18 protein-coding genes are annotated in these 13,841 nt (G+C 74.0%); 7 read left to right on the top strand and 11 right to left on the bottom strand.

Going from position 1 to position 13,841, the window contains the following annotated elements:
* A complete protein-coding gene (locus tag ACZ6TV_RS27965; protein WP_465300247.1) occupies positions 1-1,269 on the top strand; it encodes a WD40/YVTN/BNR-like repeat-containing protein in 1,269 nt (422 codons plus the stop codon).
* On the opposite strand, the gene ACZ6TV_RS27960 is transcribed toward ACZ6TV_RS27965, so the two are convergent.
* Positions 1,262-2,287, bottom strand: coding sequence for a synaptic vesicle VAT-1 family membrane protein (locus tag ACZ6TV_RS27960; protein ID WP_465300246.1), 1,026 nt, complete (start codon positions 2,285-2,287; stop codon positions 1,262-1,264). The two genes, ACZ6TV_RS27965 and ACZ6TV_RS27960, sit on opposite strands and share 8 nt — an antisense overlap.
* A gap of 57 nt (positions 2,288-2,344) precedes the next feature.
* On the opposite strand from ACZ6TV_RS27960, the gene ACZ6TV_RS27955 reads away from it, so the two are divergent.
* Positions 2,345-2,740, top strand: a complete 396-nt coding sequence (locus tag ACZ6TV_RS27955) for an MmcQ/YjbR family DNA-binding protein (protein ID WP_465300245.1) — start codon at positions 2,345-2,347, stop codon at positions 2,738-2,740.
* Here ACZ6TV_RS27955 and ACZ6TV_RS27950 read toward each other — a convergent pair whose 3' ends face one another.
* Complete coding sequence (locus ACZ6TV_RS27950) at positions 2,741-2,908, bottom strand: hypothetical protein (protein WP_465300244.1); 168 nt, start codon at positions 2,906-2,908, stop codon at positions 2,741-2,743.
* On the opposite strand from ACZ6TV_RS27950, the gene ACZ6TV_RS27945 reads away from it, so the two are divergent.
* Positions 2,907-3,650, top strand: coding sequence for a helix-turn-helix transcriptional regulator (locus ACZ6TV_RS27945; protein ID WP_465300243.1), 744 nt, complete (start codon positions 2,907-2,909; stop codon positions 3,648-3,650). The two genes, ACZ6TV_RS27950 and ACZ6TV_RS27945, sit on opposite strands and share 2 nt — an antisense overlap.
* 9 nt (positions 3,651-3,659) lie before the next feature.
* On the opposite strand, the gene ACZ6TV_RS27940 is transcribed toward ACZ6TV_RS27945, so the two are convergent.
* Positions 3,660-4,793 carry a hypothetical protein gene (locus tag ACZ6TV_RS27940; protein ID WP_465300242.1) on the bottom strand — a complete coding sequence of 378 codons (1,134 nt, stop codon included), beginning with the start codon at positions 4,791-4,793 and terminating at the stop codon, positions 3,660-3,662.
* Between the two features lie 85 nt (positions 4,794-4,878).
* Positions 4,879-5,679, bottom strand: coding sequence for a class I SAM-dependent methyltransferase (locus ACZ6TV_RS27935; RefSeq protein ID WP_465300241.1), 801 nt, complete (start codon positions 5,677-5,679; stop codon positions 4,879-4,881).
* Positions 5,680-5,766: 87 nt separating this feature from the next.
* Between ACZ6TV_RS27935 and ACZ6TV_RS27930 the strand changes: the two genes are divergently transcribed.
* Complete coding sequence (locus tag ACZ6TV_RS27930) at positions 5,767-6,222, top strand: tellurite resistance TerB family protein (protein ID WP_465300240.1); 456 nt, start codon at positions 5,767-5,769, stop codon at positions 6,220-6,222.
* 74 nt (positions 6,223-6,296) lie between these two features.
* On the opposite strand, the gene ACZ6TV_RS27925 is transcribed toward ACZ6TV_RS27930, so the two are convergent.
* Positions 6,297-7,316 carry a DUF4331 family protein gene (locus tag ACZ6TV_RS27925; RefSeq protein ID WP_465300239.1) on the bottom strand — a complete coding sequence of 340 codons (1,020 nt, stop codon included), beginning with the start codon at positions 7,314-7,316 and terminating at the stop codon, positions 6,297-6,299.
* Positions 7,317-7,474: 158 nt separating this feature from the next.
* Here ACZ6TV_RS27925 and lepB point away from each other — a divergent pair, with 158 nt between their 5' ends.
* A complete protein-coding gene (gene lepB / locus ACZ6TV_RS27920; protein WP_465300410.1) occupies positions 7,475-8,026 on the top strand; it encodes a signal peptidase I in 552 nt (183 codons plus the stop codon).
* A gap of 7 nt (positions 8,027-8,033) precedes the next feature.
* Here lepB and ACZ6TV_RS27915 read toward each other — a convergent pair whose 3' ends face one another.
* Positions 8,034-8,804: a hypothetical protein gene (locus ACZ6TV_RS27915; protein ID WP_465300238.1), complete on the bottom strand. Its 771-nt coding sequence runs from the start codon at positions 8,802-8,804 to the stop codon at positions 8,034-8,036.
* Positions 8,805-9,091: 287 nt separating this feature from the next.
* Here ACZ6TV_RS27915 and ACZ6TV_RS27910 point away from each other — a divergent pair, with 287 nt between their 5' ends.
* Together ACZ6TV_RS27910 and ACZ6TV_RS27905 are read left to right on the top strand one after the other, a co-directional pair.
* A complete protein-coding gene (locus ACZ6TV_RS27910; protein ID WP_465300237.1) occupies positions 9,092-9,538 on the top strand; it encodes a hypothetical protein in 447 nt (148 codons plus the stop codon).
* A gap of 20 nt (positions 9,539-9,558) precedes the next feature.
* Positions 9,559-10,149: a hypothetical protein gene (locus tag ACZ6TV_RS27905; RefSeq protein WP_465300236.1), complete on the top strand. Its 591-nt coding sequence runs from the start codon at positions 9,559-9,561 to the stop codon at positions 10,147-10,149.
* Positions 10,150-10,204: 55 nt separating this feature from the next.
* Here ACZ6TV_RS27905 and ACZ6TV_RS27900 read toward each other — a convergent pair whose 3' ends face one another.
* From ACZ6TV_RS27900 to ACZ6TV_RS27880, 5 genes are all read right to left on the bottom strand, one after another.
* The gene (locus ACZ6TV_RS27900) at positions 10,205-11,344 is read right to left on the bottom strand and encodes an RNA polymerase sigma factor (RefSeq protein WP_465300235.1); all 1,140 of its coding nucleotides are present in this window, start codon (positions 11,342-11,344) and stop codon (positions 10,205-10,207) included.
* Positions 11,341-11,751 (bottom strand): YciI family protein, encoded by a 411-nt coding sequence (locus tag ACZ6TV_RS27895; RefSeq protein ID WP_465300409.1) that lies wholly within the window; start codon positions 11,749-11,751, stop codon positions 11,341-11,343. The genes ACZ6TV_RS27900 and ACZ6TV_RS27895 overlap by 4 nt, the downstream gene beginning before the upstream one ends.
* Before the next feature lie 76 nt (positions 11,752-11,827).
* Positions 11,828-12,340 (bottom strand): hypothetical protein, encoded by a 513-nt coding sequence (locus ACZ6TV_RS27890; RefSeq protein ID WP_465300234.1) that lies wholly within the window; start codon positions 12,338-12,340, stop codon positions 11,828-11,830.
* A complete protein-coding gene (locus tag ACZ6TV_RS27885) occupies positions 12,337-13,086 on the bottom strand; it encodes a hypothetical protein (protein ID WP_465300233.1) in 750 nt (249 codons plus the stop codon). Before ACZ6TV_RS27885 ends, ACZ6TV_RS27890 begins: the two co-directional genes overlap by 4 nt.
* Complete coding sequence (locus ACZ6TV_RS27880; RefSeq protein ID WP_465300232.1) at positions 13,086-13,790, bottom strand: ABC transporter ATP-binding protein; 705 nt, start codon at positions 13,788-13,790, stop codon at positions 13,086-13,088. Before ACZ6TV_RS27880 ends, ACZ6TV_RS27885 begins: the two co-directional genes overlap by 1 nt.
* Positions 13,791-13,841 lie beyond the last annotated feature (51 nt).

The following is a 13,841-nucleotide window of genomic DNA, read 5'->3' as shown; positions in this document are numbered from 1 at the left end:
ATGTACCGGGCCGTGCGGGGTGTCGTGATGGTGGCGTTGCTGGCGGGTGTCGCCGCGTGCGGGGCGAAGGGCGGCGACGGCGGCGACGGCGGGTGGTCGGCCGACACGGACGGGCGCAGAGGGCTGGGCACGGTGCCGGCGACCACGCTCGGGTTCGTGCGGCACGCCGGGGCGGTCGACTGGCCGGCGGTGTCGGACTGGATCCCGCAGGGCAGCGGGCTGAAGGTGCTGCTGCCGGTCGGGGACTGCGTGCTCGGCATCGGCAACTACCAGAACGGCTTCCGGTCGGTCGGCGCGAACTGGACCGGCGACGCCGCGTGCGACCGGCTGCGGCTGGACCCGGCGCCGAAGGATGGCGACGGCAAGGACCGGGTGCCGAAGGGCAACGGCTGGGACGGCGGCGGGGTCGGCGGCGAAGGGTTCGTCGTCGAGGCGGAGGGCAGCATCCTCGCGGCGGGCGGCTCCGGCCTGTACCGCTACCGCGACGGCGAACCGGAACAGCTGGCGAGGATCGACCTGTCCACCACCGGGTTCGAGGGGCAGGGGTCGCGCAGCCTGGTGAAAGGCATGGTCAGGACGGGCAGTGGACGGATCGTCGTCAACGCCGACCTGACCACGGAGCCGGCGCGGCCGCCGGCGGTGCTGGTGTCCGACGACGCGGGCAGGACGTTGCGCCGGGTGGACCTTCCGGCGGCGCCGCGGCAGAGCGGGACCGGGCGGCAGCTGCTGGCCGTACTGGCGGCGGACGGCGACACCGTGGTGGCGATCGGCTACGGGACGGACCGTCCCGGCGCGTGGCGATCGACGGACGCGGGCCGGACGTGGCAGGTGTCCACAGTGGACGGCCTGCCGCCCGGCGTCATGCTGACCCGGCTGGTCCGCGCGCCCGACCGGTGGCTCGCGTTCGGCGGGGTGGAGTCCGGCGGCGGCACGGCGCAGGACTCCACGTTCGTGCTCGCCAGCACCGACGGGCTGGCGTGGACGGCGGCGCCGGCCGAGGGCATGGGCGCCGGGCGGGTCTCCGACGTCACCGTCGACCGGGACGGGACCGTCGTGGTGACGGGCATCATCGACGACTCCCGGCCATACGTCGAAGGTCGCCGCACCGACTACTGCGGCGTCGTGTGGGTCCTCGGCGACGGGCGGTGGTCGCGCGGCGAGCTCGGCTGCGGCGACGCCCCGCCGCAGGCCGTCGCGACGCTGCGGGACGGCCGGGTGGTCATCGCCGGGAACCGTGACCTGTGGGTGCGCGGCGCCGGCGTCACGTAGCGGGCACCAGCAGCACCTTGCCGACGTTGCGGCGCTCGCCGAGGCGGCGGTGGGCGTCGGCGGCGCGGTCGAACGGGTACACGCCGTCGATGCGGGGCCTGATGTCGCCGGCGTGCCACAGGTCCATGAGGGCCGCCAGCTCCTCGCGGAGCAGATCGGGGCGGTCCCACAGGTGGCCGAGGTTGACGCCGCTGACGGTGCGGTTGTCGCTCATCAGGCCCAGCGGCGTGAGCAGTGGCACGCCGGACGCCTGCCGGGCGAGCCGGACGACGCTGCGCCGCTCGCCGCCGGCCAGGTTCGCGAAGCCGTACGCGATGAGCTGCCCGACCGGGCGCAGCAGCCGCAGGCCGCGTTTCCAGTCGCGCCCGCCGAGCGGATCGAGGACGAGGTCGACGCCCTCCCCGCCGGTGAGCGCACGGACCCGGGCGGCGTAGTCCTCCGTGCGGTAGTCGACCGGGTGGGTGCAGCCGTATTCGCGGAGCACGTCGTGCTTGGCGGCCGACGCGGTCCCGAAGGTCACCACGCCGGAGACCGTGCGGCACAGCTGCAGCACCGCCAGCCCGACCCCGCCGGCCGCCATGTGCACGAGGACCCGCTGCCCGGCGCGGAGGTTCGCCACGCGGAAGAGCATGTGATAGGCGGTGAGGTAGTTGAGCGGGATGGCGGCGGCCTCCTCGAAGCCGAGCCCGTCGGGCAGCTCGACGACCTGCGCCACCGGTGCGCACACCAGCTCCGCGTGGCCGCCGAAGTGCACGAGCGCGAGCACCCGCGTGCCGGCCGCCGGGCCGGTGACACCGGCGCCGAGCGCGTCGACGACGCCCGCGACCTCGTAGCCGACCACGCACGGCAGCCTCGGCGCGTCGGGATACAGCCCCTGCCGCGCCATGACCTCGGCGAAGTTGAGACCGGCGGCGTGCACCCGGATGCGGACCTCGCCCGGCCCGGGCGACGGGTCGGCCGTCGTGCGCACCTCGAGGACCTCCGGCCCGCCCGCCCTGGTGATCCAGACCGCTCGCATGCATCGACTCTAATGTTTTCGGGTCGGGAGGCGGTGGAGCGCCGCTATGGTGCTGGGGTGGCACATCCCATCATGTTCGACGACACCGACCCGGTCCTGGCCCAGGTGCGGACCCTGGCGCTCGCGCTGCCGGACGCCGCGGAGAAGATCTCCCACGGCCACCCCGCGTTCTACACGACGAAGGTCTTCGCGTATTACGGCGGGTCCGTCAAGGTCGACGGCGTCTACCAGCAGCACGAGCACTCGGTGATCGTGCTGGTCGACCCGGCCGAGCGGGAGGCGCTGCTGGAGGACGCCCGCAGCTACGTCCCGGCGTATCTCGGCCCGAGCGGCTGGATCGGGGTCGACCTCGGCGACGACACCGACTGGGCCGAGATCGGCGAGCTCCTCGACGCCAGCTACCGCCGGACCGCCGGCAAGCGCAGGGTCGCCGCCCTCGACGCCCGGGCCTGATCAGGCCGTCTCGAAGATGCGGGTGCTCGGGTCGCCCGCCAGCGCCGGCGCGTTGCGCGGGCTGGACCACACGCTCGTGCGCAGGAACCGCAGGAACGCCTCGGCGGCGTCGGTGGTGGGGAAGTCCAGGTCGACCGCGACGTAGTGCTCGTCGTCGACGGGGCGCATGACCACCGCCGCCCGGCTCGCGGTGCCCGGCGACAGCGTCATGTGGCGGGAGCTGCTGTCCGGGCACGGCGTCACCGACATCGCCTCGACGGTGTTCCGGGACCGGCACGGCTGCTGGGCCTTCCTGGACCTGTGGCGCACCGGCGGCGCGTTCACCGGCGCCGAGCTCGCGTTCCTCGACGACGTCACCGGACAGCTGACCTCGGACCTGCGCCGGTGCCAGGCGGCCACGTTCACGCCCGGCGCCGGACCGAGGTCGCCCGGCCCGGTCGTGCTGCTGCTCACCCAGGACCTGCGGGTCGTCGAGCAGACCCCGCAGACCCGCGAACACCTGCTGCGGCTGCTGCCCACGGACGCCGGCAGGGACCCCGTCCCGGCCGCCGCCTACAACGTCGCCGCGCAGCTCCTCGCCGACGAGGCGGGGCCGGCGTGGGCGAGGGTGCACCTGGCCGGCGGGCGGTGGATGACGCTGCGCGCCGCCCGGCTCGGCGCGCACATCGCCGTCACGATCGAGGAGTCCTCACCCGGCGAGCGGACCGCGGTCTTCGCCCGCGCGTGCGGCCTGACCCCGCGCGAGACCGAGCTGCTCACGCACCTGGCGGCCGGCGCCGACACCCGGACGGTCGCCGCGGGCATGGTCCTGACCGCGAACACCGTGCAGGACCATCTGAAGTCCGTCTTCGCCAAGACCGGCACCAACAGCCGCCGCGCCCTGCTGTCCCGCGCGCTCGGCACCGGCTGACCGGCGACCTCACGACGAGCGGAGCCACAGGGTCGTGCCGCCGGCCGCGGCGACGCGGCCGTCGGCCAGCTGGGCCAGCGCGGCCGGGACGCCGTGGCAGCCGAGCGGTTCCGCGACCCAGGCCGCCGCGGTGCGCCGCCACACGGTCGCGCAGTCACCGTCGGCGCTCACCGCGTAGACCGAAGGCGGCGGCGCGGGCGGACCGCCGAAGTCGAGGCCGCGGGCACGCTGCGGGCGCAGCGCGAACAGCGAACGGAACGGTGCCGCAGCGGCCGGCCGGGGATCCCGCTGCCAGGCAACCCCGTCCGCCGACGTGAGGACCACACCACCGCCGGTGGCGACGAACGCCGAGCCGTCCCAGACGACGTCGACCAGCTCGGTCGCCTCGGGATGCGTCTGTACCGTCCAGGTGCCGCCGCCGTCGGCGCTCGACCAGGTCACGGCGACGCCGCCCGCCCGGCCGACCACGACGGCGGGCCCGGTGCCGAGGACGAAATGGCCGTCCGGGGAGACGGTCAGCGGGTCCGGGGCGCCGGCGACACCGAGCGGCTCGGCCGTGCCGCTGCCGGGCACCGGCAGCGCCCGGTCCCACCACGAGCCGTAGCCGGGCGACAGGTACACCGTCGCCTCGCCGCCGTGCAGGCCGGCGACCACGAACTGGTTGTGCACGACGCCGATGGCGACCGGCACGTCACCGCGGTCGTCGAGCGGCTCGCGGAGCCTCCCGGACGTCCCGCCCGCCGGGCCGCCGCGCACCGTGTCGCCCCACGGGCGGCCGCCGGCGGTGCTGGCGATCACCGTCATCCAGGTGCCGTCCAGGTCGGCGGCGTCCACGACGGTGTTGCGCTCGGTGATGTCGGGGTTCGTCGGTGGTACCTCGACAGGCCACTCGAGCCGGACCGTGTCACAGGCTCCGGTGGCGACCCAGGTGCCGGTGTGCCGGCGGATCCCGGCGTCGACGGTGCCGCTCGCGGTGAAACAGCCGTCCGCCGACGGGTAGAGCAGCACCGCGGCCACCGTGGCACCGGGCGGCGCCGCGAACGCTCCCGGGACGCGCCGCCACAGGGGTGCCGAGGGCTGGGCGGCGCAGCCGGCGAGGACCGTCAGCGTCGCCGCGCCCACCCCCGCCAGTCGCCATCGCATACCCGACGGTACCGGCAGATCAGGCGACGAAGGTGCGGAAACGGTTGACCGGCCCGGGGCACCGCCTCGTCCACTGTGGACCCGCTCAGGTGGGCCGGGCGGTGCGGCGGGCGACGAGGTGCCGGGCGCTCGGCCGGTGCCGCAGCTCGCCGCCGGGGGAGCGGCGCACGAACTCGGCCCGCAGCCGCGCGGTGAACGCCTCGCCGCGGGCGGTGGCCAGAGGCCGCATCGGCCCGTCGCGGGTGTGGGCGGCGAAGAAGGTGGCCGCGTCCGGGTGGGACATCGGGTGAGCCAGCGGCGCGTCCCGCTCGACGGCGGCGCCGGCCGCCGTCAGCGCCGGGACGAGCCGGTCCTGCCAGGTGTCGTCGCCACCACCCGGCACGAGCGAGCCGATCAGGGCGAACGGCCCCTCGTCCTCGGTGTGCCGCGGCCAGAACACGACCGACAGCAGGCCGCCCGGGCGCAGCGCCGCCGCCCAGGACGCGACGGCGGCGTCGGGCTCGGGGAGCTGCTGCAGGCCGAACACGGACACGACCGCCGCGCACCGGCCCGTCCACCGCGGGTCGAGCGTCGACGCGTCGCCCTGCTCGACGGTGACCCCGGGCCTGCCGGCGGCCCGGCGCCTCGCCAGGCCGACCATGCCCGCGGACAGGTCGATGCCGGTGAGGTCCCGGCCGGGCAGAGCGGCGGCGAGCGCGTCCAGCTCGGGGAACGTGCCGCAGCACGGCACCAGCACCGGCCCGTCCGGCAACGGCTCAACCGTCACGGCGGCCACGGCCGTCGCGACCCACGGGGCGAAGCGCGGGACGTAGTACGCCTCGTATCCCTCGGCCGCCTCATCCCACCCACGGGCGGTCCGGGCGAGCCGCTCAGGCAGCGCGTTCACAGCTGATGTCCAGGCGGCGCGGGTAGGCTTGCCGCGCGGGTCGCTCTGGTGGGGATCGGGCGTCCGCCCACGTGATGGGGGAATGACATGGGCTTTTTCGACCAGCTCAAGAGCCGGACACAGGAGATGAGCGGCCAGCTCAAGACCCGGGCCGGCCAGTTCAAGAGCAAGGAGTTCGCCAACGCGAGCATGGCGATGTGCGCGCTCATCGCCGCGGCCGACGGCAGCATCGACCCGGCCGAGCGGCAGCGGACCGAGGGTGTGATCACGAGTAACGACATCCTGTCCATCTTCCCGCCCGACGAGCTGCGGCAGAAGTTCGCCTTCTACGCCGACCGGCTGATCCGCGACTTCGAGTTCGGCAAGGTCGAGGCGATCGCGACGATCGCGAAGCTCAAGTCGAAGCCCGACCACGCCCGTGCGGTGATCCAGATCGGCATCATCATCGGCGGCGCGGACGGCAACTTCGACGACAACGAGAAGAAGGCCGTCCGGGAGGCGTGCTTCGCCGTCGGCATCGCGCCCGGCGAGTTCGACCTGTAGACCGCCGCGGCGCTCCGTGCCCCCGTTCAGGTGTCTCTGTTCAGGTGCCTTCGCTCAGGTGCCGGAGCGCCGCGCTACACGGTGGCGGTCGGGCCGGCGGCCTCGGGCATGTAGGGGAACTGCCGCCGCGGCGGACTGGTGACCGACTCCCGGCCCAGGCCGATCGTCACCGGCGTGTTGGTGGCGAGGGAGAACATCACGTCCGGCGCGTTGTCGGTCAGCGCCCGGCCGTTGAAGCCGTAGTTCGCCGCAGTCCCGACCGTGTAGGGCAGCACGTCCGGCAGCAGCCGCGCCGCGACGGACGCCCCGTAGGCACCCGGATCCGTCGCCGTGCCGTAGGCCGCGACGACCGCCGCCACCGCGTCGGCGAAGAGCTTGCCGTAGCCGGCGGCGTCGTCGGCCGGCTCGGCGGCGTTGAACTCGTCGCCCAGATCCTCGTTGAACTGGGTGAACAGCGGATGGATCATCGGGTGACCGGCCCGGTTGACCTGCCGCCAGCCGCCGGCGTCGGTCGCGAGGTTCGTCCGGGCCCAGACGTTCACGCTGTGCGGATACGGCAGCTGCCGGTCCGGTAGCTCCAGCACGATGCTGTACACCGTGTGACCGGCGAACAGGTTCCGCGCCTGCGCCGGGCCCGGCAGGTCGGCGCGGGTGCCGTCGGTCAGGGCGTGGCCGATCGCGTGCAGGACGCCGGGCTCGATCCAGAACGGGTCGCCGGCCCTGCCCGTCCACAACCGCAGCCCGTCGGGGCCTTCGACGGCCGTGCCGACGACGCCCTCGGCCAGCAGGGTTCCCCGCGCCTCGGGCTGCGTGGCCTGCGCACCGGCGAGCCCGCGCAACTGCAGCGCCCGGCCGTCGAAGGTGAACCGGAAGGTGAGGTCCTCGATCGCGTCGCCGTTGGTGTCCACCTTGAAGTCGTACTGCGCGTCCGGGTGGAACCCCGCCGGCACCTGGTGGCCGGTGACCTCGGTGGCGATCGAGTGGTTGACGTTCATGACGAACACGGTGCCGCGCTCGCCGCGGAAGACGTACAGGTCGCTGATGTCCAGGCGGACGTCCCGCCTGGCGGCGGGGGAGTCGAGATGGTGCGACATCGCGATCGCTCCTTGGTCCGGGGCTCTTGCGGGACCCGGTCAGATGCCCGCGCCCGCGGGCTCTACACCATCCACTGGCATCGACGATGTACGCTGCGTGCGTGCCTGCAACGGGGAATGTGAAGAGCGGGCGGTCGCGCTGGACGTCGAACCTCGTCATGCTCGTGGTGGCGGCGCTGATCGCGGTCGTCGTGAGGACCTTCCTGATCCAGACGTTCTTCATCCCGTCCGGCTCGATGGAGCAGACGCTGATCATCGACGACAAGGTCATCGTCAACAAGGTGCTCTACCGCTTCCGTGACCCGGCCCGCGGCGAGATCATCGTCTTCCGCCCGCCCGCCGAATGGTCCGCGGGCACCGACGAGGACTACATCAAACGCGTCATCGGCGTCGCCGGCGACCGCGTCATCTGCTGCGACGACCAGCACCGCATCACCGTCAACGGCGCCGCCCTCGACGAGGACTACCTCTACCCCGGCGACGTGCCCTCCACGACCCCGTTCGACGTGACGGTCGCCGCCGGCCGCCTCTTCGTCATGGGCGACCACCGCAGCGCCTCCGCCGACTCCCGCGCCCACCTGCCCGCCGCCAACGGCACCGTCCCGGTCGACCGCGTGGTGGGCCGCGCCTTCGTCACCTGCTGGCCGCTGTCCAGATGGCGCAGCCTCTCGGTCCCGTCGACGTTCGCGGGTGTGCCGGACGCCCACTGACCGTCTGTCAGGGCTGGCCTTCGGTCGCCGCGTACGACCGGCACACCCACCCGATCCGCTCCCGCAGCGCGTCCATGTCCGCGCCGGGGCGGTGCCGGGCACCCCAGATCTCCGCCTCCAGCGCGACGGCGACCTGCTCCCATGGCCGCTCCACCGTGTTGTTGACGCTGCGCCCGATTCGCCGCCCGTGGGCGTGCCACGCGACCCCGTAGAAGCCGACGACCTCGCGCCACGGCGATGCGTCAGGGTCGATCCAGGTCGGCTCCGGCTCGGTCGCCGCCGCCAGCCCGAACGCCGGCAGCAGCCACAGTGGCACCACGTCGTGACCGAAAACGCCCCGCAGGCGGAACGTCGCGACCGTCCGGACCGCCTCGAGGTCCGGCACCAGTCCGGCCGCGCGCGCCCACCGTACGAGATCCGCGGTGACCGCCCCGACCGACCGGGCCTCCGGTTGGGGCCGGTGCTCGTAGCCGCATTCCGACAGGTCGGTGGGCAGGTGGAACGACGTCGGCGGGCCGTCCGGCGTCAGGCCGTGCACGCCGTGACAGTGGTTGTCGCTGACATACGCGGCGAGCACCGCCCGCCCGGTGGCCGCGACGAACCGTTCGGCGGCCTCGGCGAGGTCCGGCGGGTCGAGCAGTCCCCTGGTCACCAGCAGCTGCCACTCGCCGCCGACACGGAACAGCCGGTCGTGCTTGAACCCGAAGCCGAGCACCGCCTCCTCGTCGGTGAGCGGGCGCGCCGACCGCGCCAGCAGGTACGTGCCGAAGAAGCCCATCCAGGGACTTTAGGGCCCTCGGCCGGGTCCGATGATCCGCGGGCGGCTGTCGCGACGGGGGTCGGTGGGCGGCTGTCCGGTTGCGGCGCTTTTCGGTTGAGTGGTTGCATCGTGTGGCGTGAATCACATCGATGGAGAGGTCTACTCCGATGCGGCGTCACGTGCTCGTTCTCCGTGACGTGGCCGTGACGGTCGGCGGCGGGTGGAGATCGCGGCATTGCCAGTTGCCGATGAGCGGCTCTAGGTTGCGGTCACCAACGTTTCGATGATCACGGGGGATCGACCCGATGCGTATTCTGGTTTGGCGTCAGCGTGCCCTTTTCGCTGCCGCCGCCTTACTGCTGGCCACGTCCGCCGCGGTGCTGCCCGCGGTCTCCGCCGCCGCCGCACCCGTCCAGCAGCAACAACCCGACTGTCCGGCGAACGCGGCCACCACCGCCGCCGCGACCGCCGCCGCCCGGGCCTGCGGGCGCCGGGTCGAGGCGATGTCGGAGCGCACCGAGCACACGCAGGTGTTCGCCAACCCGGACGGCACGTTCACCAACGAGCAGTCGGTCCGGCCGCGGTTCGCCAAGACCGGCGGCGGGGAGTGGGTCGACGCCGACGCCACGCTGCGCCGTAACGCCGACGGCAGCATCGCGCCCGTCGCGCCGATCTTCCCGATCGCCCTGTCCGCCGGCGGCGCCGCCACGCCGCTGGTCTCCGCGAGCAACGGTGCGGCCGGCTGGAGCTGACCTGGCCGGGGACCCTGCCGGTGCCGGTCCTGTCCGGCAGCACCGCGACCTACCGCGACGTCCTGCCGGGCGCCGACCTGGAGGTCACCGCCTCCGTCGACGGGTTCAGCCACGTCCTGGTGGTGCGCAACGCGGCCGCCGCGGCGAACCCGGCGGTCCGCGCGCTGAAGTTCGGGCTGCGCGGCACCGGCGTGCGGGTGGTGGCCAACGCGAACGGCAGCATCACCGCCACCGACGCGGGCGGCAAGGAGCTGTTCGCCGCGTCGTCGCCGCTGATGTGGGACGCGCGGACCGTGTTCGGCGCGAAGCTCAGCACCGGGCGCCTCCTGGACGCCGAGCCCGCCGCGCCGAGCACGGCCGGCGGCATCGCCATCGACTACTTCTCCGGCAAGCTGATTCCGGGCATGCGGCTCACGCGTCAGACGAGGTCCGGCGCGGAGGTCAACATGACCTGGGCGCAGCAGATGTTCAACAAGCAGAACATGGGGGCCGGATACAAGGCGCTCGGCGGTCAGGCCGCCTGGTACGCGGCGTCCGCTCCCGGCACCTACTCGCCGTGGCAGAAGGCTGTGCCGCTCACCGACCCCCAGGAATGGAACTGGCTGGACTGATAACCGGCGCGTCATCATCGAGGGCCCGGCGCGCTGTGCGCCGGGCCCTCGTGCGTCAGTGGTGCCGGACGCGGGCGGCCTCCCGGGTGAGGTGGTCGCGCTCCGGCACGCTGGTGGCGAGGCGGGCGGCCGCGGCGTACAGCTCGGCCGCCCGTCCGGTGTCGCCGGCCCGTTCGTGCAGATACGCGGCCGCCGCGGCGTACCGGGGGACGGCGGGGTCCACATCGGACAGTGCGGCGAGGCCGGCGCGCGGGCCGTCCGCCTCGCCGACCGCGACCGCCCGGTTGAGCCGCACCACGGGACTGTCGCCGCTGAGGGGGAGCAGCTCGTCGTACCACTCGACGATCTGGACCCAGTCGGTCGACTCCGTCGTGCGGGCGTCGGCGTGCAGGGCGGCGATCGCGGCCTGCGCCTGATACTGGCCGAGCTGGTCGCGGGCCAGCGCCGCCTGCAGGATCGTCACGCCCTCGGCGATCAGGGCGGTGTCCCAGCGGGACCGGTCCTGCATGCCGAGCGGCACCAGGCGGCCGCCCGGTCCGGTCCGGGAGGCGCGCCGGGCGTGGTGCAGCAGCATCAGCGCGAGCAGGCCCGCGACCTCGGGGGCGTCGGTGAGCGCGGCCAGCTGCCGGGTGAGCCGGATCGCCTCGGCGGCCAGGTCGACGTCGCCGCTGTAGCCCTCGTTGAACACGAGGTACAGCACGCGCAGCACCGTCGCGAGGTCGCCGGGGCGGTCGAGCGGATCGCCGGCGATGCGGCGCTTCGCGCGGCTGATCCGCTGCGCCATGGTCGCCTCGGGGACGAGGTAGGCGGAGGCGATCTGCCGCGTGGTGAGCCCGCCGACCGCGCGCAGCGTGAGCGCGACCGCCGCCGCGGGCGCCAGGTCGGGGTGCGCGCACAGGAAGTAGAGCCGCAGCGTGTCGTCGGTCTCCGGCGCCGGCCCGGCGGGCGGCTCGACCTGCACGGCGACCTCCCGGCCGCGGCGGGACGCCTCGGCGCGGGCGGCGTCGACGAACTTGTGCCAGGCGGCCGTGACGAGCCACGCCTTCGGGTCGCGGGGCGGGTCCTCCGGCCACACCTGCAGGGCGCGGATCAGTGCCTCCTGCACGGCGTCCTCGGCCGACGCGAAATCCGCTCCGCGCCGGACGAGGACCCCGATGACCGCGGGCACGAGCTCCCGCAGCAGCGACTCGTTCATTCGGTGGCGTTGAAGGACTCGGAGAACAGCGGCCGGACCTCCAGCCACTCGCGGACCGGGCGGCCGCGGTACCCGGGCGCGGCCGACAGCTCGCCGGCCAGCTCGACTGCCCGGTCCCACGACGCCACGTCGATGATCATCCAGCCGGCGATGAGGTCCTTCGTCTCGGCGAACGGCCCGTCGGTCACCGGCGGGCGGCCCTCCCCGTCGTGGCGGACGAAGGCGCCCTCGGCGGTCAGCGCCCGCTCGTCGACGAACTCGCCGGACTGCTGCAGCCGGTTCGCGAAGTCGCGCATGTACTGGATGTGCGCGTCGACCTCGTCAGGTGCCCACTGGTCCATGGGCGGGTAGTCCTCGACCGGGGTGGGACCGCCACGGTAGTGCTTCAGCAGCAGGTACTTCACGATGTGCTCCTTCGGTGTCGTGACCGTGTTGTCCCGCTGGGACGGAGCCGACACCACATTCTCGACAGGCTCGCCGAAATTATGCGTCGCGCCGGTGGAACACGTACCCCGCGAGGGTGACGGCGCCGGCCGTGCAGGCCGCGGTGGCCGTCGACGACGGCGGCCAGCCGCGCAGGAGCAGGCCCGGGACGTAGCACCCGGCGAGGACCAGCACCGTGGCCGCCTCCGCGCGGCGGAGCAGGGTGCCGGCGGCGCTGCCGAGCAGTGTGGCGAGGACCAGGTGGCCCGCGTGCCGGGGGTCCGCGAGCAGCGCGACCGGTGCCGTTGCCAGGATCAGGGCGGCGATCTTCGCGGCGTACAGGCGGAATCGGCGCGGCACGGCGAGCAGCGTCGTGCGGATCTGGTCGCCGCCCTGGTGCTCGGACGCCGCGGCGAGGACGCCGAGGACCAGGAACCCGGCCTGGACGTATCGGAGCGGTTGCGGCGCGTCCAGGTACGCCAGCAGCAGTGCGGCCAGCAGCGTCAGCAGCGCCGTGAGCCGCAGCGACGGCAACGTCACCAGCTTGCGCAGCTCGGCGTGCAGCGGCGTCACGCGTCGCGCCGCTGGAACAGGACCGCGCCCACGGCGAGCAGCGCGGCGATCCACGCCGTCATGACCAGGCCCGCGGTGACGGGGGCGATGCGGACGGGGAAGTCCGGCGTGTGCAGGAACATCTGCGCGCCGACGATGTCCGGCAGGTACGCCGCCGCGTCGGTGACCTTCGTCAGCAGGTATGAGACGGACACCACGGTGCTGTTCACGATGAGGAACGTGAGCGGCACGACGCCGTTGCGGGTGATGAGCGTGATGGCGAACGAGAGCAGGGCGATCAGCGTCCAGTACAGGACGGCGGCGGCGACCCGTCCCGGCGCCGGCGCGGCCACGCGGTCGCCGTGCAGGACCTCGGTGAGGGTGAGGGCGGCCGTGGCGGTGACCGCGGCCTGGACCGCGGCGACGAGCACGAGGGCGGCGGTCTTCGCGGCGAGCAGGCGCAGCCGGCCGGGCATCGCGGCGAGGGTCGCGGTCAGCTGGCGGGCCCGCGGCGCGTCGTGGCCGGTGTTGGTGTACTCGCTGCTGATGACGACGACGCCGAGGACCATCGGGCCGATGAGGCCGACGCCCAGGTCCTGCAGGCCCAGGTCCGACGTGTCGGTGATGGTGCCGTCGTCGATGCCGCGGCGGATGTACGGCGCGTTGAGCAGCACGACCGCCGGGGCGAGCAGGGTGCCCAGGACGATGCCGATCCAGGCGGTCGGCAGGCCGAGCAGCTTGCGGAGCTCGGCGTGCACGCCGGTCATCACGGCGCACCGCCGGTGGTGAGGGCGAAGAACGCGTCCTCCAGAGTGGCGTGCTCACCGGTGACCTCGGCGAGCCCGCCCTGTGCCACGATCCGGCCCTGGTGGATGACGACGACGTCGTCGGCGGTCTCGGCCAGCTCGCCTATGAGGTGGCTGGACAGCAGCACGGTGCGCCCCCGCGCGGCCTGGTCGCGCAGGAACTGCCGCATCCAGCGGATCCCGGCGGGGTCGAGGCCGTTGACGGGCTCGTCGAGGACGAGCACCGCCGGGTCGCCGAGCAGCGCGGTGGCCAGGCCGAGCCGGCGGCTCATGCCGAGGGAGTAGCGGCCGGCCCGCTTGCCGGCCGCGCCGGTCAGCCCGACGGTCTCCAGGACCTCCGCGACGCGGGAGCCCGGCAGGCCGTTGCTGGCCGCGACCCAGCGCAGGTGGGCGCGGGCCGTGCGGGCGCGGTGCGCGCCGCTGCCGTCCAGCAGGGCACCGACGGTCGTGAGGGGGCGGTCCAGGTCGCGGTACGGCCGCCCGCAGACGAGCGCGGCGCCGTGCTCGGGCCGGTCCAGGCCGAGCAGGACGCGCAGCGTCGACGTCTTGCCGGCGCCGTTCTGCCCGAGGAACCCGGTGACCCTGCCGGGGCGGGCCTCGAACGTGACGTCGTGCAGGATGCGCGTCCCGCCCTTGCGTTTGCTGACGCGATCGATCGTGATCATAGGGGGAGTCAACCGGCGTCCGTGCGCGCGGGCATCGGCCCGGGCTCCGAT

It is taken from the genome of Dactylosporangium sp. NPDC051087, assembly GCF_055586325.1.
The sequence above is the reverse complement of the archived record's forward strand: the minus strand, read 5'-3'. Positions and strand labels throughout refer to the sequence as shown.

Excerpts from the sequence above, each read along its gene's own strand:
- ACZ6TV_RS27945 (WP_465300243.1), top strand. The coding sequence starts at position 2,907 with ATGACCACCGCCGCCCGGCTCGCGGTGCCCGGCGACAGCGTCATGTGG.
- lepB (WP_465300410.1), top strand. The coding sequence starts at position 7,475 with ATGCTCGTGGTGGCGGCGCTGATCGCGGTCGTCGTGAGGACCTTCCTG.
- ACZ6TV_RS27950 (WP_465300244.1), bottom strand. The coding sequence starts at position 2,908 with ATGCGCCCCGTCGACGACGAGCACTACGTCGCGGTCGACCTGGACTTC.
- ACZ6TV_RS27965 (WP_465300247.1), top strand. The coding sequence starts at position 1 with ATGTACCGGGCCGTGCGGGGTGTCGTGATGGTGGCGTTGCTGGCGGGT.
- ACZ6TV_RS27940 (WP_465300242.1), bottom strand. The coding sequence starts at position 4,793 with ATGCGATGGCGACTGGCGGGGGTGGGCGCGGCGACGCTGACGGTCCTC.
- ACZ6TV_RS27925 (WP_465300239.1), bottom strand. The coding sequence starts at position 7,316 with ATGTCGCACCATCTCGACTCCCCCGCCGCCAGGCGGGACGTCCGCCTG.
- ACZ6TV_RS27930 (WP_465300240.1), top strand. The coding sequence starts at position 5,767 with ATGGGCTTTTTCGACCAGCTCAAGAGCCGGACACAGGAGATGAGCGGC.
- ACZ6TV_RS27885 (WP_465300233.1), bottom strand. The coding sequence starts at position 13,086 with ATGACCGGCGTGCACGCCGAGCTCCGCAAGCTGCTCGGCCTGCCGACC.
- ACZ6TV_RS27915 (WP_465300238.1), bottom strand. The coding sequence starts at position 8,804 with ATGGGCTTCTTCGGCACGTACCTGCTGGCGCGGTCGGCGCGCCCGCTC.
- ACZ6TV_RS27960 (WP_465300246.1), bottom strand. The coding sequence starts at position 2,287 with ATGCGAGCGGTCTGGATCACCAGGGCGGGCGGGCCGGAGGTCCTCGAG.
- ACZ6TV_RS27910 (WP_465300237.1), top strand. The coding sequence starts at position 9,092 with ATGCGTATTCTGGTTTGGCGTCAGCGTGCCCTTTTCGCTGCCGCCGCC.
- ACZ6TV_RS27880 (WP_465300232.1), bottom strand. The coding sequence starts at position 13,790 with ATGATCACGATCGATCGCGTCAGCAAACGCAAGGGCGGGACGCGCATC.
- ACZ6TV_RS27900 (WP_465300235.1), bottom strand. The coding sequence starts at position 11,344 with ATGAACGAGTCGCTGCTGCGGGAGCTCGTGCCCGCGGTCATCGGGGTC.